Raw genomic sequence first — 21201 nt, forward strand, 5'->3', positions numbered from 1 at the left:
CAGCGCTCAAACGCGTCAATCAGCGACTCCCCGGAAAGCGCTCTCTTGCAGTTTCTCGATTTCTTCCAGCAGCCGCAGCAGTGCGCCGCTGTTCTCCTGTGCCACATCTCTGCCCCGGGCGCCCGCACTGCGTCTGGCCCTGTCATCCTCGAGCCACTTCCGCACCTGCTGCGCCAGCTTCTCTGCATCTTCCACCACCGCCAAGGCGCCAACCCGGGACAAGAGTTCGGCCACTGCGGCGAAGTTATGCAGATGCGGGCCGCAAATCACCGGCACACCCCAGGCGGCGGGCTCGATCATATTGTGCCCGCCCACCGGTACCAGACTGCCGCCGACGAAGGCCAGCTCGCAGGCACCGTAGAACTTGAGCAGTTCACCCATAGTGTCGCCGAGCAAAACCTGATGCTCCGGCCCGGGAGGGCCGCCGTCACTGCGGCGCAGCAGCCGAAAACCTCGATCGCGGCACAGACGCGCAACATCATCAAAACGCTGCGGATGGCGCGGAACCAGCACCAATAGCAGGTCTTCAAACGACTTGTGCCCGCACCGCAGCCGGGCGAAGGCATCGAGCACCACTTCTTCCTCGCCCGCATGGGTGCTGGCTGCCAGCCACACCCGCCGGTGGTCGCGACCGCGCCACTGGTGCGCCAGCGCCTGGGCCTCGCTGACCATGCCCAAGTCGATATCCAGATCGAATTTGATATTGCCACTGACCACCACGCGCTCTTGAGGCAGTCCCAACTCGACAAAGCGCCCGGCATCGGCCGGGTACTGAGCCACCACCCGGGTCAAGTTGTTGAGCATAGCTCGGGTCAAGCGCGGGAAACGCCCATAGCCACGGGCGGATTTCTCGCTCAGGCGTGCATTGGCGAGCAAGGTGGGCATTCCGCGCTCCGCGCAGAGCGCGAGCAGGTTGGGCCACAATTCCGTCTCGATAATCACCAGCAGGTTCGGCCGCAGAGCGTCGAGAAAGGGACGCAGACATTCGGGCAGATCGTATGGCAGGTAATAGTGCAGCAGCCGCCCGCCGAGCAGCGGTTTGAGTGCCGCGCCCACCCGCTCCGAGCCGGTGGGGGTGGTGGTGGTCACCAGCCACTGCCAGTGGGGGTGGCGCGCCGCCAACTGTTCGATCACCGGGACCGCCGCCAGGGTCTCCCCCACAGAAACCGAGTGCACCCAGATCAGGGGCGCACGGCTGGCGCGCACAGGTACCCGCCCCAGGCGCTCCCGCAGCCGTTGCCGGTACGCCGGCTCCCGCCGCCCGCGCCACCACAGACGTAACAGAATCAAAGGGACAGCGGCACGAAATAACCAAGTGTAAAGATTGCGCATCTAAGAAAAGAACCGAAAAAATTCCTGGCCGCGGGCCCTCCGCTGTACGCGATACAGCCCCGCTGCCTATAATTGCCACCCTTTCCGGGAGGCCGCCATCATACCATCGAGCGGATACCTACCACGTCTGTAATCGGAGTTGAGCCTTTGAAAGTAGTGCAACTGCTGCCCGCCTTAAACTCGGGCGGCGTTGAGCGCGGCACCGTGGATTTCGCCCGCGCCCTGGTCGAAGCCGGGCATGAATCCATTGTGATCTCCAACGGCGGCCGCATGGTCGAGCAGCTCGAGCGCGAAGGCTCGCGGCATATCGCCATGCCGATCCACAAGAAGTCCCTCTCCAGCCTGTGGCAGGTGCGCCCACTGCGCGAACTGCTCACGGAGTTGCAGGCGGATATTCTGCACGTGCGCTCCCGCATTCCCGCCTGGCTGACTTACCTGGCCTGGAAGAAAATGCCGCAAGCCTCCCGGCCCCGCTTGGTCAGTACCGCCCACGGTCTCTATTCGATCAACCGCTATAGCGCCATCATGGCGAGAAGCGAGCAGGTAATCGCGATATCCACCTGCGTGCTCGACTACCTGCAGGAAAACTACGGCAAATATCTGCAGCGAACGCCCGCGCTCGTTTACCGCGGTGTGGATACCAATGAATTTTTCCCGACACTGCAACTGCCGGATAACTGGCTGGAAAACATTTGTGGTGAATTTCCCGAGCTGCGCGGCAAGCGCTGGCTGTTGTTACCGGGGCGCCTGACTCGCTGGAAGGGGCAGGAGGATTTTATCGAATTGATGGCGCGCCTTGCGGAGAAGCACGCGGATATTCACGGCGTTATTCTCGGCGGCAGCGAGCCAAACAAAACCCACTACGAGGAAGAACTGAAAGAACGGGTGCGCAGTCTCGCCATTGAGGACCGGGTGACCTTCGTCGGCCACCGCGGAGATATCCGTTACTGGTACAAGCAGTCCGCGCTGGTGTTCAACCTGTCGCAACGCCCCGAGCCTTTCGGCCGCACCGTCATCGAAGCGGCGGCGGTGGGTACACCAATCATCGGTTACGATATCGGCGGCCCGGCGGAGTCCCTGCGCGCCTGCTTCCCCCGCGGGTTGGTGCAAAAATCCGATCCCCACGCCCTGTACCGCAAAGCTTGTGAACTGCTCGACACGCCGGCGGAACGGGCACATCTAGCGCCGGAGTTTACCCTGCAAGCCCAGGCGCAACACACCATCGAAATCTATCAATCGCTACTGGAAGAGCGGGAGCTGCACCGTGATTGACTTGAGCGACAGCACGCCTTTCGCCAGCGGCGGCAACCGCCTCTGCTTCCGCCACCCGCAAGACCCGGCACTATGCGTCAAGGTAATGCGCCCGGGCCGCTGTGCGGAACTTGTCGCCCGCGCGCCCTGGTACAAGCGCTGGCGCGGTGAGAGTTACTTCGACGACAACCTGCGCGAGCAACAGGGCTATGCCCAGCGCGCTCTGCGCCAAGGCGACGATGCGCTGTGGCGACATCTGCCGCGCTGGTATGGCATCCGCGAGACCAGCCTGGGGCCGGGCGCGGTTACCGATATGATCCTGGATGCACGGGGAGAGCCGGCGCCGACACTGCGCCAATACCTAAACAGCCAAGGCCTGGACGATCGTATCCACCCGGCGATGGAACGCTTTTGCGACTGGCTGCGGCGCCACCGGGTACTGACCAAAAACCTGATCCCCCACAATTTGGTGGTGCGAGAAGAGAAAGGGCAACTGGAGCTGTACCTGATCGACGGTCTCGGCAGCGCGGCCTTTTTACCTCTGCCGGCGCATTTCGACTATTTCGCCGACAGCTATATCGAGCGGCGCATTGCGCGCATGTGGCTGCGCACTGAGTGGGAACTGTCCGATAAAAGCCTGCCCTGGCGCAAATTCGAGGCGCGCGGTCTCAAACGTTGAGGAAGCGTCTGTGACATAGGGGCTCCCCTATACTCTGGCAAGCGCACCCTCTCAGGTGTCCGCAACCGGTAAGCCGCAGCGGCGCAGTAGCGCCCGCGCGCACACCAGGTACTGATTGAGGGGCTCGCGGACCGGCGCAAACGGCGCGGACACATCCTCCAGACGGTCGGTCACCATTCCCTGATCCACCAGGCGCTGCACTGTGGCGCGCACCTTGTTGGCCTTTTTCTTACTGGGCACCCGCAAAACTCCCACTCGCGCGCGGCTCTGCAAGGATTCAAACACCATGGAGATGCTGTCTTCGGTCACCCAGATCTGCTCCGCCGTGGCCAGTTGTTCTTGCAGCCAGCCCGGCGGACACTCCCGCCAGTGTACAAGCTTGGCCCCCGTGACGGATTCCAGGCTTCCATCCGGTGTGCGGCGGCTGTCGGACAGCTGCCAGTCGAGTGGGTGTGCCAGCAAGCGCTCAAGCTGCTGCCGCAACGACTGCAGATCCCAGGTGAAGTGTTTGCTCGGGCCTCCCACAAGTATCAAGCCGCGCCCGGACTGAATACTGGAGTTCGGCAGCGGCTCGGTCAGCGCCCCCTGACTCAGAATTATATTGGGCAGCGGCGGCGGCCTGTCGTGCTCCGGCACTATGGCGAAATCAAACCAGCGATACGGCAGAAGCGGCAAATTGATCGCCACCGCACGGCCACCGTGATGCCGGCGGGCGGCCAGCATGGGCCAGCGGCTGCCGCTGCCGGTGCCGATAATAAAATCCGGCTTTGGCAGTCCGCGCGATTGCGCGGGATCGGAAAACACGCGCGAAAAGAACGAAGGCGGACAGGGAATATCGAAACTCGCCACTCCACCCTCTCCACCAAAAGAGGCCCGCAGACCAGCCACCAGTGCCGCACTCTGTTTTTCGTGCGCGCGGTTGCCGTCCAGGAAACGCCAGACCGTCAGTTGCAAAGAAACCGCCTCAAACCAGCAAAAAATGGGCGTAAAGCATAGCCCATCCACCAGGTCCAAGCGAAACCCAGAATCGAGATGAGCGGTATTTATGCAGAGGCAAGATCCCGGAATTGGTTCACCGATCCGCCCCCCGCCATTCGCGGCATCCACGTGAACTCAGGTACAATTGCCGCATTGAACGCCAACATCGGCTGTTTACCCTGAGATCGACGGAATTTGAGACAAGCGAATGAATGTAACTGTATTTGGGACCGGCTATGTGGGCTTGGTTCAAGCGGCGGTGCTGGCGGAAGCCGGGCACAAGGTTATCTGTATCGATATCGATGAAAACAAGATAGCGTCCTTGAACAAGGGCCAGGTACCCATCTACGAGCCGGGTCTGGCCCCCCTTGTGGAACGCAACTTGTCCAGCCGTACCCTGCAGTTCACCACCGATGCCAAAACCGGTGTGGACCACGGCGAGATTATCTTTATCGCCGTGGGCACTCCGCCGGACGAAGACGGTTCCGCCGACCTGCGCCATGTGCTGACCGTGGCTCGGACTATCGCCGAACACATGGGAGAATCCAAAATCGTCGTCAACAAGTCCACTGTGCCGGTGGGTACCGCCGATAAGGTGCGCGAGGCTATAAAATCCGAACTGGACAAGCGCGGCGCGGGAGATCTGGCTTTCGACGTGGTCTCGAACCCCGAATTCCTCAAGGAGGGCTCCGCGGTCGCGGACTGCATGCGCCCGGACCGCATTATTATCGGCACCGACAGCAAGGAAGCGGAGGAGGCCCTGCGCGAGCTGTATGCGCCCTTTAACCGCAATCACGAAAAAATCATGGCCATGGACATCAAGAGTGCCGAACTGGCCAAGTACGCCGCCAACTGCATGCTGGCCACCAAGATCAGCTTTATGAACGAAATGGCGGAAATCGCCGATCGCGTCGGCGCGGATATAGAGCAGGTGCGCCAGGGGATAGGCTCGGACCCGCGCATCGGCTACCACTTTATCTACGCCGGCATCGGCTACGGCGGCTCCTGTTTCCCAAAGGACGTCAAGGCACTGATCACCACCGCCGGTAAACTGGACGTAACCCCGGAAATCCTGGCTTCCGTGGAACAGAGAAATGAGCGCCAGAAGCGCTACCTGCTGGAAAAAATTTGCGCGCACTTCGGCGACGACCTGAGCGGCAAAACCTTTGCGCTGTGGGGCCTGGCCTTCAAACCCAATACCGACGATATGCGCGAAGCGCCGAGCCGTGTGCTGATGGAGCAACTCTGGCAGCGCGGCGCCAGAGTGCAGGCCTTCGACCCGCAGGCGATGGAAGAATGCCAGCGCATCTACGGCGTGCGCGATGGCCTGCAACTTTGCGGTACCAAGGAGAGTGCACTGGCCGGGGCCGATGCTCTGATCATCGCCACCGAGTGGCAGCAGTTCAAAGCCATCGATGTCGAAGCCGTGACCTCCGGTCTCAAAAACCCGGTGATCTTCGACGGCCGCAACCTCTACGACCCCAAACAGCTGGCCCGCTCCGGCATCGACTACTATTGCGTGGGGCGCCCGCGGATACCGGCGGCGCGCTAACCGCTAAAAGAAGGGGCGCGCAGCGCCCCGACTGTGAACCGAACCTGCAGCTCACGCTCCCTTCAGAGCACTCTCAGCGCCTTTCACTGAATACCCCGCCCGCAAGACGTGCGTCACCACACCGGCGCAAACCAGGCCGAACACATAACCGCCGCTACCGAAAAATAGATAGGACTCGAAACAGTTGATCCACAGCCAGTAGAGCATAAAGCCGAGGAAAAACAGCAACAGATCTCCCGGCAACACACCCTGCCGCCAGGCCCGCAGGCTCGCCAGCAATAGCCAACCGATCAGAGCGAGCAACAGCAGGCTGCCCAGCAAGCCGTTGTTCACCTGCAGATCCAAATAACTGTTGTGCAAATGCCCCATGGTGTCTTTCAACTGCCGGGGCATAGTCTCGGAATGCTCTATCACCAAGCGGCGCCCCTTGCCGCCCCAGCCCAACAGGGGACGCTCCTGAATCCACGGCAGCGCGTCCACCCAGGTATGTACGCGGATACCGGTACTGGTATAGGGCACCGAATCGATATCCCCCGCAAGGACCAGGCCTATCGCATGGTGTTCATACTCCAGTCGCTCGGCCACTATACCGCCGAACTTGCCCCCCAAAGCGACCAACAGCGCGAGAATCAACGTCGACATCACCACTAGCCGACGCAAGCGGCGGCGGCCAAACCCGGCAAATTGCGCCCACAGGACCGCCGTCAGGAGAAACAGCACGGCCAGCGTCAACCCCAGCCACACCGCGCGGGTCTGGGTGTAGAGCACAGCCAAAGAACAGGCAATCACAGCCGCCAACCACAACAGGCCCACCGGCAACAGGGTATAGGCGGAACGGCGAGCCCAGCGAAACAGGCGCGGCGCCAACACCAGAAGGCCGATCAGTGCAGTGCCAAACAACATGGCGGTATGCTGGGCATTGCGAATACCGAAGTCGACGCGTTTACCGGCGGCGCCCGCCGTCCACTCGGCGAAACCACCGCCGGTCACCCAGGGGGTCAGCAGCAGGGAGACCAGCGCCACCGTCCACAAGGCCAGCGCGTTGCGTGTGCTGCCACCGAGCCAGCAAGCGATAGCGGCAAAGGCAAACCAGTGTCCCAGTCTGTGCATCTTTGGCGAGGATTCGGCCCACTCCGGATGCGACAATTGCACCGAAATCCAGGAAGCGATTTGCACCGCGAGTGCGGCGGCGAACAGCCAGGCGACCGGAGAACGGAGCAAATGCCGGCCGTGGCGGAACACCGCCCAGCCCGTGATCAACACCAGCAGAATGGCCGTGGGCCCCGACAAGGGTTCCGCCAGGGGCCAGGCAATCGCACTAAAAAGTACGACCAGGCCACCGAATAACTGCATGAAAGGAGGAATATCCAAGAGGTGGTTGCGCTGCCAGAGTGTCCCCCCGGCGCTGCTCAGCCTTTCGGAAATACCGTCTGGAAGAATCAAAAGCCGCTCCCAAAGTACGTTGATGCACCGGTGATCTATATGGCAAGCGGCTGGCGGCAACAGAGATAAAAATAGCCGCCCCCGCCAGCGGAAGGCCGGCAGCGGAGGGCGGCTATTTTACGGGAAGTCGCTTGACGGCTCTACAAATCAACAGGCCGTCAGCGAGAACAGTTTCACAGCTGCTAGACCGCGGCCAGGCGGCCTGTCTCACCCAGTCCCACTTCAGCGACATCGGTGAGCCAGCCCAGATGAGCCTGACTGCGCCCCTGCACCACATCGAAGTACAGCTGCTGCAAACGCTTGGTAATAGGACCGCGGCGCCCGGCGCCGATAGTGCGGCCGTCCAGCATGCGGATCGGCAGTACTTCGGCGGCAGTACCGGTAAAAAAAGCCTCGTCGGCGATATAAACCTCGTCGCGGGTAATACGCTTTTCCACCACCTGATAGCCGCACTCCCGCGCCAGCTCGATCACCGAGTTGCGGGTGATGCCATCCAGGCAGGAGGTGAGTTCCGGCGTGTAAAGAATACCGTTGGCGACGATAAAAATATTTTCGCCACTGCCCTCAGCCACATAGCCTTCCGGATCGAGCAGCAGCGCCTCCTCACATCCGTTGCGGATCGCTTCCTGCAGGGCCAGCATCGAGTTGATGTAATTGCCGTTGGCCTTGGCCTTGCACATGGTGATATTGACGTGGTGACGGGTATAGGAAGAGGTGTTCACCTTGATCCCCAGCTCCCGCGCTTCCGGGCTCATGTAGCTGGGCCACTCCCAGGCGGCGACAATCACGTGTGTCCGCAGCGCATCCGCGCGCAGGCCCATGCCCTCGGAGCCGTAGAACACCATCGGCCGCAGATAGGCCTCGCTCAGATTGTTCTCGCGCACCACCAGTTTCTGGGCTTCGTTCAACTGTTCGGCGTCGAAGGGCATGGCCATATTCATGATTTTGGCTGAGCGGAACAGCCGCCGGGTGTGATCCTGCAGCCGGAAGATGCTGGTGCCGGATTCCGTTTGATAAGCCCTCACCCCCTCGAAGACGCCCATTCCGTAGTGCAGCGTGTGGGTGAGCACGTGGACCCGCGCGTCACGCCAGGGAATCAATTCGCCATCAAACCAGATTACGCCGTCGCGGTCGGCAAAAGACATGGGGAAACTCCTACAAAATTCGCTGTCTGCACCGCGCGCAGGAGCCGCCGGCGGGCGCTCCTGCGGGTGCAGGAAATCCGATAAAAACAGTGTAGGCTGCAGAGACTCCGGCAGTTATTCAGCCGAGCAGTTGCCGCCAGTTTGTTTGAACGGTCTTTCTTTCCGCTGTGAATTGGTCACCGCTAACAACCCCTGGCAATTGTTGTAATGCCAGGCGATGACCTTCAGATCGGTAGGCTTTGTAGGCGTCGATCAGATGCCCGGCTTGGTGGGCCGGCATCAGGCCCGCGTCCCTCAGACTCTCGAGAATGCGAATATTGTCGGTATAACGCACTATCGATGGCGCTTTGTGCGCCCAGGCCAGAGCTGCATATTGAACCATAAATTCGATATCGACAATACCGCCCCGCCCCTGCTTTAAGTCGAAGGATTGATCGTTGCTCTTATCCAGGTGCGCGCGCATTTTGTCGCGCATGACGACCACTTCTTCGCGCAGTTTTTTTTCATCTTGCGGCTGGCAAAGCAATTCCAGTCGCAGCTGCTCAAAGGCCCCGCACAGCCGCCGGCTGCCCGCCACCGGGCGCGCGCGCACCAGTGCCTGGTGCTCCCAGGTCCAGGCATTTTCGCGCTGGTATTTCTCAAAAGCGGCGAGGGATGTCACCAGCAGGCCAGAGTTACCGGAAGGGCGCAAGCGCGTATCCACCTCATACAGGGGGCCACTCAGTGTGCGCGTTTGCAATATATGGATCAGGCGCTGAGCCAGGCGGGTATAGAAACGCAGGTTGTCGATGGAAGCCTCTCCGCCGGTGTACTGCATCGGATCGGCATCGTGCACAAAGACAAGATCCAGGTCTGATCCGTGCCCCAATTCAAGGCCGCCGAGCTTGCCGTAGGCAATGATCGCAAAGCGCATGTCCTCCCGGGACGCACCCGCGGGCGCGCCGTGTTTTTCCTCGAGCTGAGTCCAGGCCAACTGCAGCGACTGCTGCAATATCGCCTCCGCCAGCCAGGTCAGGGAATCGCTGACCTTCATCAGTGGCAGTGCGCCGCTGACTTCCTGGGCGGCAATGCGCAGGCTCTGGCTCTGCTTGAAGTGGCGCAGCGCCTCCATTTGCACTTCGAGATCCTGGGGATCAACTCTGAGCAGTTCACGGCGCAGCTCGTCGGAAATATCGGAGGCCTTCGCAGGCGCCAAAAGGCGCCTCGGGTCCAATAACTCGTCCAACAGTATCGGGTGCCTGGCCAGTCGCTCAGCGATCCACGGGGAGGCGGCACAGAGACGCAGCAGCTGTTTCAATACTGGCGGGTTTTCGTTAATCAGCACCAGATAAGCACTGCGGCGCAGTACCGCGCGCACCAGCGGCAGCACCCTGGTCAATGCCAACAATGGCTGTTGCTCCCGCGCTGCGGCCGCCAGCAGCAGCGGCATAAACTGGTCCAGGCGTTCTCGTGAGGCGCTCGGCAGCGTCGCCACCACGGGCGACACCCTCAGCTCCGCCAATAAATCCAGCGCCTCATGCGCAGGCTCCACACCGGCGAACTCCAAAGTTCTCAGCGCTTCGCTGGCGGCAGGCTCACTGTCACAGCTGGCCCAGAGCGCTTCCCACTCTTCCGCGGCACTCGGCGGGGCAATGTCCTCCGGCGGGGCAATCACCGCGTCGAATTCCCGCTCTATCACCGCGCGCGCCTCGGTCAGCTCACCCCACAATTGCTCCCAGCTGTCTCGACTGAGAGCGAAGGCCAGTTTTTGCCGACGCTCCTCTTCCGCCGGCAGAGTCTGAGTCTGTTGATCGCGCTCTGCCTGCAGGGCGTGCTCTACCCGCCGCAACAACTGGTATGCGTCTGCCAGTTTTTGCGCGATACCGGGCTCCAGGTGACCACCACTCTCCAGCAGGGGTAGAAGCTGCAACAGATTGCGCTCGCGCAGGGCGGGTTCTCGGCCGCCGCGGATCAGCTGAAAAGCCTGAACGATAAATTCCACTTCGCGGATTCCGCCGCGGCCCAGCTTGACGTTATCGCCGAGGCCCCGGGCGCGCACCTGGCGCTGGATCAGGGTTTTCATCTCGCGCAATGCGTCTATGGCACTGAAGTCGATATAGCGGCGGTAAGTAAAAGGCCGCAGCAGCTCCATCAGCTCGGCAGCGGCATTAACGTCACCGGCGACAGGGCGCGCCTTTACCATTGCGTAGCGCTCCCATTCGCGGCCCTGTGTCTGGTAGTAATCCTCCAGCGCCGCAAAGTGGCTCACCAGCGGGCCGCTGTCGCCATAGGGCCGCAGGCGCATATCGACGCGAAAGACGAAGCCGTCCGCGGTGATCGCATCCAGGGACTTAATCAGGCGTTGGCCCAGACGCTGGAAAAATTTTTGGTTGTCGACACTGTTTTCGCCGCTTGTCTCGCCCGGCTCGGGGTAGGCGAAGATCAGATCGATATCCGAGGACAGGTTCAACTCGCGGGCTCCCAGTTTGCCCATGCCCAGCACGATCAGGGACTGGGTATTCCCCTCTCTATCGCGCGGTTCACCGTAGCGGTTGACCAGTTGCCGGTAATGCCAGGCGAGTGCAGCCTGTATACAGGTTTCAGCCAGCTCAGTCAGGCGCTGGCAAACCCGCGCAATATCCCACTGATCTGCGAAATCCCGATAAATTACTTCGGCTGTAACGCGGTTTCTCAGTTTGCGCAATTCACGGTCGAGGCTTTCGTCATCGCCAAACTGCTCAATATCAATAGAAGCGAGACCCAAATCGTCATTTTGCAGCAGTTCGGGCAGTAACTCAGGACTGCGGCAGCACTGCCGATAGAAGAAGTCAGAGCCGACGAAGCTACGCGCCACAGCCCGCTGCAGGGATACATCCTCCAACAAAGTGTCTGTATTCCCGGCGACATCTTCTCCTGCGGATTCCCGCCATTGAGTCCACCGCTCATTGAGTTGGTGTTGAAATTGTGACGGGCAAGATTCAATTCGTAGTGGCATTTCCGACTTCCTATCGCAGTCGCGTAATGTTATCTCGGCTCTGGGTTATCCTGCTAATCTTCTCCCCCTTCTCGAGAAGAGCAAGAGCATCTCCTGGCACACTATGACCACACGACGTATCATGTGCGGGAAATTGGCGCCAAACTTTACTATGTAATCCACCTTCGCCTCTCTCACCGTTACAGATGAAACAAGAATTAGCCTCGAAACCGGATTCCGAATCAGTAAAAGGCTTAAAGCAGCCGAAGTCATGGAAATTCGGAAATACCTTGGTCGAAGAAGGCAACAGCACCATTCATATTTGCGAAAACCCCGTCAATCTCGACTGGAGTTGCTACAGCGTTCTAATTGCGCTTCTGCGCAATAACGGTGAGCCGGTCAGCAAGCAGGATCTACTGGAGATAGCCTGGCCAGGCAAGGTAGTGCAGGAAAACTCCCTTGCCAAACTGATCGGGCGCCTACGCAAGAGCCTAGGCACCGATGGGCAAGCCCTGAAAACAGTGCATGGCTTTGGCTACCGTATCACGGCGCAATGCTTCATCAGCGCCGACGCGGCTATCGCCCCCTCCCCCGGACGCCCCACCAAACCATCTCGCCGGATCGCGCATTGGCGCCCCTGGGCTGGCGCAGCGCTGGCGGCCACGGTAGCGGCTACCTGGCTGGGACTGGAGCTCCGGCGCGAGGACGAAACACAGGAATTGCGTATCGGAGAACCGCCAAACACCATCGGTCGCGTGCTGTGGGTGGATGATCACCCGGAAAACAATGTGGCGGAAGCCCGCTACCTGGAGAGCCAGGGGATCGCGGTGTACCAAGTCACCAATAGTGTCGATGCCCTCAGAATACTGTCAATGTATGACAGCTATACCGCGGTGATCTCGGATCTCGGCCGCGGAGAAAAGCCTCTGGCAGGCTTCAGGCTTGTAGAAGAGCTGCGCAGAAGGGAAGACAATACCCCTTTTTTCCTCTACACCATTCTACCCAGTAATGCGCAGCGCGAGCTGCTCGCCGAACTCGGCGGCCAAGGCGTCGCCGCCACCCCACAAGACCTTTATGACCTGATCCTGCCGCTCTTCGAGCACAGCAATAACCAACCCGCCCACGCCCTATAACGCCTTCATCTTGATATGTCCTGCTCACCCTGCGGCCAGCGACCGCCAGGTGAGGAAACAGGCTAAACGGCCGCGATGAATTTACGTGCGCTTGTGGTTGGCTCCGGGCTGCTCAAGCCTCGAAGTATCTTTGCCGCCAGGATACAAATTAATCAGAAACGCCTTAATTCTTCCTCCAGTCATATCTCGTCACAACTTTTCACCGCTGATCACATCCTTTCAGCCATAGGAAAGACTCCCTTAAGCAGCGCCACTTAACCTTTCTTAACTCATCACTCTGACAAAGAAGTACTCCGAATGCCTCCTCTTCAGCCCGGCGCCATTCAGACACGGGACCGGGGCTCGGACTCCCAAGCCGCTAACAATAGAAAGGGCCAACGTCATGTCACCATCCCTAAATAAAATCTTACGTTTATCCACCACCGCACTACTGATCAGCACTTTGTCTGCATGCGGTGGCAGCAGCAATAACGACAAACAAGACAACCCAACTTCTCCACCGGTAAAAACGACTGATCCAAAAGATCCAGTCGAAACCGAAACTGGTGTTTTTATCGACAGCCCAGTGGTCAATATCGGTTATCGCACAGTAGATAGCGACGGCAATACAACCCACGAAGGGGTCACCAACGCCAATGGTGAATACGACTACGAGCCAGGTGACACAGTGATTTTCTTTATTGGTAGCCTGGAGTTTCCTCCGGCGGCCGCCATGGGAAAAGTGACCCCACTGGATATTGCCGGCACTACCGATACCTCCGATAACACCGTAATCAACATGGCACGCCTGCTGCAATCTCTGGATACGGATGGAGACCCGAGCAACAACATCACTATCAGCGACACGGCAGTGGGCAGCAAGGACCCCAATTTGTCCACTGAGGAATTCTTCGCTCAATCGCCTGAAGATTTCGCCACATCTTCAGTAGTCCAGTCTCTGATTGAGAATGGCGGGCAGGATCAAGTCGTCACTGAGCTGGTCAGCATGGAAGAGGCCCAAGCCCACCTGGAGAGCACACTTGAGGAAGAGCAGCTGGGCTATACCAACGAATACTCATTGACCGGAGGCTGGGTGCTGGATACCAGCGATGAAACCGGAAATGGTACCAACCACTTTATTTTCCTGGCTTTCGATGAGACCAACGGCACTTACCTCCATGTGGAGGAAAAGGAGTTCCCAGACGAAACCGAAGAGGGATTGGAATGGGGCTTCTACAGTCTAGGCTCGGACAAAGTACTGAAAGCCACCGAAATGATTTCTGACCAAAATGGAGGTATCGGTCTACACGACCCGGAAGACGGCGACTTCAACCAAGAGGATGGTGAATATATTACTTTCGAGGTCGACGGCAACGACGCCACCCTCAGTATTTTTGAGTCTGCGGAAAACGGCGAGGAAGACCAGTTAGCAGAAAGCATCCCCACCTACCGGGTAGTAGCCAACGGTCTTCAGGGTGTCTGGGTTGCCGACACCGAATCCTCCGATGCCCTTGAGGAAGGGGATCTAGTGATGATCGCTTTCCTGGAAAACGGCACCTATGTAGAAGCTGAGGACGACGGCGCCGAGGTGGGCAACTACAGCTACGATGCGGAAACCGGCATAGTGACCATCAGCAACATTTTTGTTGACACTAATGAATACGGTCTCTCCGATTTTGTCGGCACCGCAGACCTGAAAATGTTCGTCAATGGCAACTTAATGACCTTTGAGACCAGTGAAGAACAGGTCATCTTCAATCGCCTTGGGGCCGGCCCGGCAGGAATTTCCTCCGGTAACGATACCGATACTGACAACAGCCAGACAAGCAATGACGACGGTATTCTCTTACACCTCATCTGGGGCGGTGATACCGAGGAAACCTATTGCGAAGAAATTCGTTGGGTCGAAGATAATGAAGTGGTGATGGAATCCGATGCTTCTGGTTCCTGGCAAACACTCGTAGAGACGATCAACGGATCTGTCTCCTATTACCCCGAAGTTGACCCGAGCCTGATTTCAGCGGGTGAGGGCCAGTGCCCGCAACAATACCGGACCCCCTATCGCTGCGCGGACGACAACTTCATCACCTATGAAGAAAATGCGGCAGCCTGTACTGATGTACTGGGCGGAGAACTGCTGTAGCGCCTCATCCCAACGACCTTTAAAACCAACAAGAAGTAAACAGGACTATTCATGAAGCCCTTACCCAGACACATTTCACTATGGGTCACCGCAACCCTCGGCGTCTCCGCGGCAGTCCATGCGGACAGTTTTGACGCCCGCGCCATGGGCATGTCCAGTGCAGGTGTCGCCACCGCCGACTACAGCCGAGCGGCCAGCCTCAACCCGGCCGCCATGGCCGGTTACGATAGGGACAACAGTCACAACCTGCACCTGGATCTGGGCCTGCAAGCATCCGACAAAGACGAACTGCTGGATAACGCTGAGGAACTCAGCGATACCCTCGACGAAGTGGATCAGATGCTGATAGGCGAAACCACCGCAGATACGCTGATCAACCAGCTGGAAGCCATCGACGACAGTCAGATCTGGTTACAAGGCGGCGGCGGCCTATCCCTGAGTCTCCCCATCGGCGATTACTCCACCAGCCTCTTCGCCCGCACTAACCTGATGCTGGCGGGCACCACGCTGGTGGATGACGGCGACGTGACCCTGATCGAAAATGCCCGAGACCTGAATGCAGTTTTCGACTCGGACAGCCTGAACAGCGCCGTTCTCTTACAGGGTGCCCTAATCACCGAAGGCGGGGTAACCATAGCGCGGCAGTTTGGCGATATGTCCTTCGGCATAGCACCGAAACTGCAACAGGTGGAGACCTTCGAATACCTGACGACCGTGGCGGACTTCGATGACGAGGAGTTCGACGCAGACGAATACCGCAGCGAAGATTCCGGCTTCAACCTGGATCTGGGCTATCAGCAAGCGTTCGGCAATTGGCAGGTAGGCGCCACCCTCAGCAACCTGATCGCCAAAGATTACAAAACCATCTCCGGGGAGAAGGTGACACTGGAGCCGCGTCTAACGCTCGGAGGCGGTTACCGCAACGGCTGGCTGACCGCGGCATTTGACATAGATGCCAACGCGGTGGAAATCCCCGGTCTGGGTGCAGACACTCAGTTCGCGCGGATTGGCCTGGAAATGAATGCCTGGGGCTGGGCCCAGCTGCGCCTCGGGTACAAGACCGATTTAAAATCGGCAATGGATGACACCGTCTCCCTGGGCCTGGGGCTCACGCCCTTCGGTGTTATCAATATGGATATCTCGGCACTCTACGGAGATAACGACACCTACGGCGCGGCAATGCAGTTTGGCGTCAACTTCTGAGCAGTCTGGCCGTTTTCGGACAAGGAAGTCCACCCTAAAACGCAATATCCGGCGGCGGCGCGACCCGCAGCACCTCTGCAACAGTAGTGATACCCGCCGCCACCTTGCGGGCACCGGATAACCGCAAACTGTTCATTCCCTCGCGCATCGCCTGGTGCCGCAGCGCCTGCAAATCGCAGTCCGCAGTCACCAGCGCCTGGATGGATTCGGTGAACGGCAGTATCTCGTAGATTCCCTGGCGGCCGAGGTAGCCGGTGTTGCGGCATTCCAGACAGCCCTCCGGCCGATATGTGGTTTCCGGCAGCGGCGCCTTCCACGGGCGCACCAGCGTTTGCCAGTCCTCTTCACTGATAGTGCCTTTGCGCTTGCAGGCCGGACACAGAGTGCGCACCAGCCGCTGCGCCATAACCCCGATCACCGTTGATTTCAACAAATAGTGCGGCAGTCCCAGATCCAGCAGACGAGTCACCGCGGTGGGGGCGTCGTTGGTGTGGAGAGTGGATATCACCAAATGCCCGGTAAGTGCCGCCTGCACCGCCATCTCGGCAGTTTCCAGATCGCGGATCTCACCCACCATGATAATGTCCGGGTCCTGGCGCATTAGCGTGCGGATACCCGCGGCAAAGTCCAGGCCGATGCTGTGCTGCACCTGAGTCTGATTAAAGCTCTCCTCCACCATCTCGATCGGGTCCTCGATGGTGGACACATTCACTTCACTGGTGGCCAGCTGTTTGAGGCCAGTGTAGAGGGTCGTGGTCTTGCCGGAGCCAGTGGGACCGGTAACCAGTACAATGCCGTTGGGGCGTGACAACATCTTCTGCCAGCGCGCCAAATCCTCGCCGCCGAGGCCCAGGTCCGCGTATGAGCGCGCCAAGACCTCGGGATCGAAAATACGCATCACCAGCTTCTCGCCAAAGGCGGTAGGCAGTGTAGAAAGACGCAGCTCCACCTCGCTGCCGTCCTGGCGCTTGGTTTTGATGCGACCGTCCTGGGGCTTGCGCTTTTCGGCAACGTTCATTCGCCCGAGAATTTTCAGGCGGCTGGTCACTGCCGCATTGACCGCGTCCGGTAACTCGTGAATTGGATGCAAGACACCGTCAATGCGGAAGCGGATACGGCCCACCCCTCGACGCGGCTCTATATGAATATCACTGGCGCGCTGATCAAATGCGTGTTGTAACAGCCAGTCGACGATATTGACAATGTGCTGATCGTCGGCGTCCGGCTCGTTCAGCTTGCCCAGCTCCAGAAGCTGTTCAAAATTCCCGGCAGATGAACTGCCTTTGAGACCACTGGCACCGGAGATTGAGTTGGCGAGGGAATAGAACTCGACGCAGTAGCGCTGGATATCCGCCGGATCGGCCACCACCCGCTGTACGGTGCGACCGCTGGTGTGTTCCAGCTGCTCCTCCCAGCCGCTGGCGTAGGGCTGCGCGGTGGCGACCAGTAGCATCTCCTTCGTCGCTTCGACACAGAGAATCTGGTGGCGCTTGGCGAACTGAAAACTCATTACCTCGGTCACAGCGCCCACATTCACCTTCAGCGGGTCTATATGGTAGAGGCCGTGCGACGAGGTATCCGCCAGCCACTGGGTCAAGGTAGCCGCGTCCAATACCTTGCCAGGGCGCCTCTGATTTTGCAGCTCACAGCTGGCGATATAGCTGAGCGGGTGCATCTGCGCCTGCTCGGCGGTGCGCGGAGTGCCGATCAGGCGATTGGCGTCCTGGCGGCTCACATAGCCCTGGGCTACTAAGTCGTCCAGCAACCCGGGTAAATCCAGAATCCGGTTCACCGCTTTGCTCACTGTCATAGGGAAAACCCCCGTCTATCCTTTTGCTGCCAACCGCGCATTGTAGCTTTATCCGCACCCTGCAACAGTGCGCTGTGACCGCTAGGTTACCGATTTTGCGGCAACTTGGGGTACCATGCCGGCCATTTCGCACCCGAGGGTTCCCTGAAACTCACCGCAGTGGCACTGCGGGGGCACTCAGTGGTTCCCAGATGTTCTACAAAGGAGCTCACCATGCCCCTGTCCAATATCGCCAACCTGTTTGGCCGCTCGCCGATAAAACCGATCGAAAAGCACATGGCCACGGCCCACGAGGCCTCGGCGGATCTGGTTCCCTTTTTCGAGGCACTGATGCGCGGAGACCTCACCGAGGCGGAAATTGTGCAGCAACGCATCTCCGCCGCGGAGAACCGCGCCGACGACATCAAAAAAGACCTGCGCTTACACTTGCCTGACAGTCTGTTTATGCCGGTATCCCGGTCCGACCTGCTAGTGCTGCTGCACGCTCAGGACGAGGTGGCCAACACCGCCCAGGATATCGCCGGCTTGGCGATCGGCCGCAAGATGCAGATTCCCGCCCCTCTCCAGCCGCTGATGAAGACCTTCGTCGACAGCGCCGTCGCCACTTCCGCGCAAGCCCTGCGCGCGATCAACGAATTGGATGAGCTGCTGGAAAGCGGTTTCGCCGGCCGCGAAGTGGATATCGTCCGGCGTATGATCGAAGAACTGGACGAACTGGAGCGCAAATCCGACAAGCTGGAAGTGGAAATTCGTGCAGCCCTGTTTGCCATCGAGAAAGACCTGCCGCCGGTGGATGTGATATTCCTCTACCGGATTATCGAGTGGGTCGGCGATCTGGCCGATCGCGCCCTCAGCGTGGGCAACCGCTTGCAGTTACTGCTGGCGCGTTAACGGGGGATCGACAGTGGAAATTCTGAGTCAATACGGGAATATCCTGCTGATTCTCGCCTGTGTATTCGGCTTTTTTATGGCCTGGGGAGTAGGCGCCAACGACGTGGCCAACGCCATGGGCACCTCTGTAGGCTCTCGCGCCCTGACCGTCAGACAGGCAATCGTCATCGCCATGGTGTTCGAGTTTGCCGGAGCCTATTTGGCTGGCGGCGAAGTGACCGCCACCATCCGCAAGGGCATCATCGATGCCCAAGTGTTCACGGATCAACCGGAGCTGCTCGTCTACGGAATGCTGTCGGCACTACTGGCGGCGGGTACGTGGCTGCTGATTGCCAGCCTGCTCGGCTGGCCGGTATCCACCACGCACTCCATTGTCGGTGCCATTGTCGGCTTCTCGGCCGTGGGGATATCCATCGAAGCGGTGGCCTGGGGCAAGGTGGTATCCATCGTCGCCAGCTGGGTGGTATCACCGCTGTTGGCCGGCACCATTTCCTTTCTGCTGTTCCGCAGTGTCCAACGCCTTATTCTCGATACCGCCGACCCCTTTGCCAACGCCAAGCGCTATATCCCCATGTATATGTTCGCGGCGGGCTGGATGGTGTCCATGGTCACCCTCACCAAAGGGCTCAAACACCTGTTCAAGGATTTGGATATAAAGCTGAGCTTCTTGCAAGACGCCGGCATCGCCGCACTGGTGGGCTTGCTGGTGATGTCCGTCGGCATCGCCATGTTGAAGCGCATCAAACGCAACCCGGCTGAGGAGCAGAGCAACCGCTTCGCCAGTGTCGAGCGTCTCTTCGCAATCCTGATGATTTTCACCGCCTGTGCCATGGCCTTTGCCCACGGCTCCAACGACGTGGCCAACGCCGTGGGGCCTCTGGCCGCGGTAGTCAGCACGGTGCAGAGTGGCGCGGTATTGGCCAAGGCAACCATGCCGTCATGGATTTTGCTGCTGGGGGGAGTGGGAATCATTGTCGGGCTGGCCACTTACGGTTTTAAGGTAATGGCCACCATCGGCAAAAAGATCACCGAACTGACGCCCAGCCGCGGCTTTGCCGCAGAGCTCGCCGCTGCGTCCACTGTAGTGCTGGCCTCCGGTACCGGCCTGCCGGTATCCACCACCCACACACTGGTCGGAGCGGTACTGGGGGTAGGACTGGCCCGGGGTATCGGTGCGCTCAACTTGCGTATGGTCAGCACCATTGCCGTATCCTGGGTGGTTACTTTGCCCGCAGGTGCCGGTATCGCAATCCTGTTCTTCTTTTTCTTCAAGGGCGTATTCGGCTAGAAACAGCTGGTTCCACCCCAAGCACTTTGATAAAAAGGAGGCGCAAAGCGCCTCCTTTTTTTATGCACGGGAATAGAGATTCCCGCACTTTGCGCACAGCCGCCCATGCGACACCCGCGGTCCGATACTAAAAAGAGGAAAGGGCCAACAAAAGGAAACCACCATGGTCAAACCGCTTCCGGATCTGAAGCAGCAACTGCGGCAACTGGTCGCCAGCCCCAGTATCAGCGCCACCGACCCCGCTCTCGACATGGGCAACCGCGGAGTCGTTGAGCTTCTGGCGGTCTGGCTGGAAACCCTGGGCTTTAATGTCGAGCTGATGCCAATCGCAAACCAGCCGCAAAAGGTCAATATGATCGCTACCCTCGGCCGGGGTGACGGCGGCCTCGTGTTGGCCGGGCACACAGACACAGTGCCCTTCGACGAGGGCCGATGGCAAACTGACCCCTTTGAGTTGGTGGAGCGGGACAACCGCCTCTACGGCCTGGGAGCCACTGATATGAAAGGCTTTTTCCCGATCGCCATAGAGGCTGCAAAAACTTTTAGTGACAAACCGCTGCGGCAGCCATTGATCGTGCTTGCCACCGCTGATGAAGAAACTTCGATGGCCGGCGCCCGCGCCTTGGTTAAAGCCGGCCGGCCCAAGGCCCGCTATGCCGTAGTGGGCGAGCCCACCGGGCTCAAACCCGTTTACACGCATAAAGGCGCCATGATGGAGGCGGTACGTATTACCGGCCAGTCCGGCCACTCCTCCAACCCGGCCTTGGGCGCCAATGCTCTGGAAGCGATGCACACTGCTATCGGCGAATTGTTGAAATTGCGCGGAGAGTGGCAGCAGCGTTACCACAACCCCGGTTTTGCCGTACCGGTTCCAACAATGAATCTGGGCTGCATCCACGGTGGAGACAATCCGAACCGGATCTGTGGCCATGTGGAATTGCAGTTTGATATTCGCCCCCTGCCAGGCATGGCGCTGACTGACCTGCGCGCGGAACTGCAACAACGCCTGCACGCATGTATCGAGGACGAAAAAATCAAACTCGACTATGCGCCGCTGTTTGCGGGCACCGAGGCCTTCGAACAGGATATCCACTCAGAGTTGGTAAAAACCGCCGAAAAGCTCACCGGCAACAGCGCCGAAAGCGTGGCCTTCGCCACCGAGGCCCCCTATTTGAAAAGTATGGGGATGGACACCATCGTTCTGGGGCCGGGCGACATCAATCAAGCCCACCAGCCAGATGAGTTTCTCGGGCTGGAGCGTATCGAACCAATGGTATCGATACTGCGCGGACTGATCGCAAGATTTTGCCTTTGATGCAGCAGGAAAAAGTACTCATGAGTCTTTTTAGGTGGCAATCCCACTTCGCTCGCACCCGGATGAACCCCCCTCTGAAGGTAACACCGGTTCGTCAACTGCAGCT

The 21201-nt window shown here is 59.2% G+C and carries 15 protein-coding genes; 9 read left to right on the forward strand and 6 right to left on the reverse strand.

All coding sequences use genetic code 11. The annotated features are described in order from the left end of the window. Positions 1 to 15: 15 nt before the first annotated feature. Complete coding sequence (gene waaA, locus A3224_RS13905; protein WP_067155854.1) at positions 16 to 1332, reverse strand: lipid IV(A) 3-deoxy-D-manno-octulosonic acid transferase; 1317 nt, start codon at positions 1330 to 1332, stop codon at positions 16 to 18. A gap of 156 nt (positions 1333 to 1488) precedes the next feature. On the opposite strand from waaA, the gene A3224_RS13910 reads away from it, so the two are divergent. Both A3224_RS13910 and A3224_RS13915 read left to right on the forward strand, forming a co-directional pair. Further along, positions 1489 to 2604: a glycosyltransferase family 4 protein gene (locus tag A3224_RS13910; RefSeq protein WP_231902531.1), complete on the forward strand. Its 1116-nt coding sequence runs from the start codon at positions 1489 to 1491 to the stop codon at positions 2602 to 2604. Continuing rightward, on the forward strand, positions 2597 to 3262 hold the full coding sequence (locus A3224_RS13915; protein WP_067155861.1) for a YrbL family protein: 666 nt from the start codon (positions 2597 to 2599) through the stop codon (positions 3260 to 3262). The genes A3224_RS13910 and A3224_RS13915 overlap by 8 nt, the downstream gene beginning before the upstream one ends. Positions 3263 to 3313: 51 nt before the next feature. Here the strand turns inward: A3224_RS13915 and A3224_RS13920 are convergent, their stop codons facing one another. Next, positions 3314 to 4216 (reverse strand): ELM1/GtrOC1 family putative glycosyltransferase, encoded by a 903-nt coding sequence (locus A3224_RS13920; protein WP_231902400.1) that lies wholly within the window; start codon positions 4214 to 4216, stop codon positions 3314 to 3316. A 232-nt stretch (positions 4217 to 4448) separates the two neighbouring features. On the opposite strand from A3224_RS13920, the gene A3224_RS13925 reads away from it, so the two are divergent. Further along, positions 4449 to 5792: a UDP-glucose dehydrogenase family protein gene (locus A3224_RS13925; RefSeq protein WP_067155864.1), complete on the forward strand. Its 1344-nt coding sequence runs from the start codon at positions 4449 to 4451 to the stop codon at positions 5790 to 5792. Between the two features lie 51 nt (positions 5793 to 5843). Here the strand turns inward: A3224_RS13925 and A3224_RS13930 are convergent, their stop codons facing one another. The 3 genes from A3224_RS13930 to glnE form a co-directional block, all read right to left on the reverse strand. Beyond that, the gene (locus A3224_RS13930; RefSeq protein WP_067155866.1) at positions 5844 to 7235 is read right to left on the reverse strand and encodes an O-antigen ligase family protein; all 1392 of its coding nucleotides are present in this window, start codon (positions 7233 to 7235) and stop codon (positions 5844 to 5846) included. A 182-nt stretch (positions 7236 to 7417) separates the two neighbouring features. After that, positions 7418 to 8380, reverse strand: coding sequence for a branched-chain amino acid transaminase (locus A3224_RS13935; protein ID WP_067155869.1), 963 nt, complete (start codon positions 8378 to 8380; stop codon positions 7418 to 7420). Positions 8381 to 8498: 118 nt separating this feature from the next. Further along, positions 8499 to 11354 (reverse strand): bifunctional [glutamate--ammonia ligase]-adenylyl-L-tyrosine phosphorylase/[glutamate--ammonia-ligase] adenylyltransferase, encoded by a 2856-nt coding sequence (gene glnE, locus A3224_RS13940; RefSeq protein WP_067155872.1) that lies wholly within the window; start codon positions 11352 to 11354, stop codon positions 8499 to 8501. 185 nt (positions 11355 to 11539) lie between these two features. On the opposite strand from glnE, the gene A3224_RS13945 reads away from it, so the two are divergent. From A3224_RS13945 to traF, 3 genes are all read left to right on the forward strand, one after another. Further along, entirely contained in the window at positions 11540 to 12466 is a 927-nt protein-coding gene (locus tag A3224_RS13945; RefSeq protein ID WP_067155875.1) for a winged helix-turn-helix domain-containing protein, read from the forward strand. Positions 12467 to 12848: 382 nt separating this feature from the next. Further along, complete coding sequence (locus A3224_RS13950) at positions 12849 to 14588, forward strand: hypothetical protein (protein ID WP_067155878.1); 1740 nt, start codon at positions 12849 to 12851, stop codon at positions 14586 to 14588. 51 nt (positions 14589 to 14639) lie between these two features. Then, positions 14640 to 15791, forward strand: coding sequence for a conjugal transfer protein TraF (gene traF / locus A3224_RS13955; RefSeq protein WP_067155881.1), 1152 nt, complete (start codon positions 14640 to 14642; stop codon positions 15789 to 15791). Positions 15792 to 15825: 34 nt separating this feature from the next. On the opposite strand, the gene A3224_RS13960 is transcribed toward traF, so the two are convergent. Continuing rightward, positions 15826 to 17601: a GspE/PulE family protein gene (locus tag A3224_RS13960; protein ID WP_067155885.1), complete on the reverse strand. Its 1776-nt coding sequence runs from the start codon at positions 17599 to 17601 to the stop codon at positions 15826 to 15828. A 213-nt stretch (positions 17602 to 17814) separates the two neighbouring features. On the opposite strand from A3224_RS13960, the gene A3224_RS13965 reads away from it, so the two are divergent. The 3 genes from A3224_RS13965 to argE all read left to right on the forward strand — a co-directional run bounded on the left by A3224_RS13965 (position 17815) and on the right by argE (position 21095). Continuing rightward, complete coding sequence (locus A3224_RS13965) at positions 17815 to 18492, forward strand: TIGR00153 family protein (protein ID WP_067155888.1); 678 nt, start codon at positions 17815 to 17817, stop codon at positions 18490 to 18492. A gap of 13 nt (positions 18493 to 18505) precedes the next feature. Further along, positions 18506 to 19780 carry an inorganic phosphate transporter gene (locus A3224_RS13970; protein WP_067155890.1) on the forward strand — a complete coding sequence of 425 codons (1275 nt, stop codon included), beginning with the start codon at positions 18506 to 18508 and terminating at the stop codon, positions 19778 to 19780. Positions 19781 to 19943: 163 nt separating this feature from the next. After that, entirely contained in the window at positions 19944 to 21095 is a 1152-nt protein-coding gene (gene argE, locus A3224_RS13975; RefSeq protein ID WP_067155893.1) for an acetylornithine deacetylase, read from the forward strand. Positions 21096 to 21201: the final 106 nt, after the last annotated feature.

The sequence above is a fragment of the Microbulbifer thermotolerans genome, from assembly GCF_001617625.1.
GTDB lineage: Bacteria > Pseudomonadota > Gammaproteobacteria > Pseudomonadales > Cellvibrionaceae > Microbulbifer > Microbulbifer thermotolerans.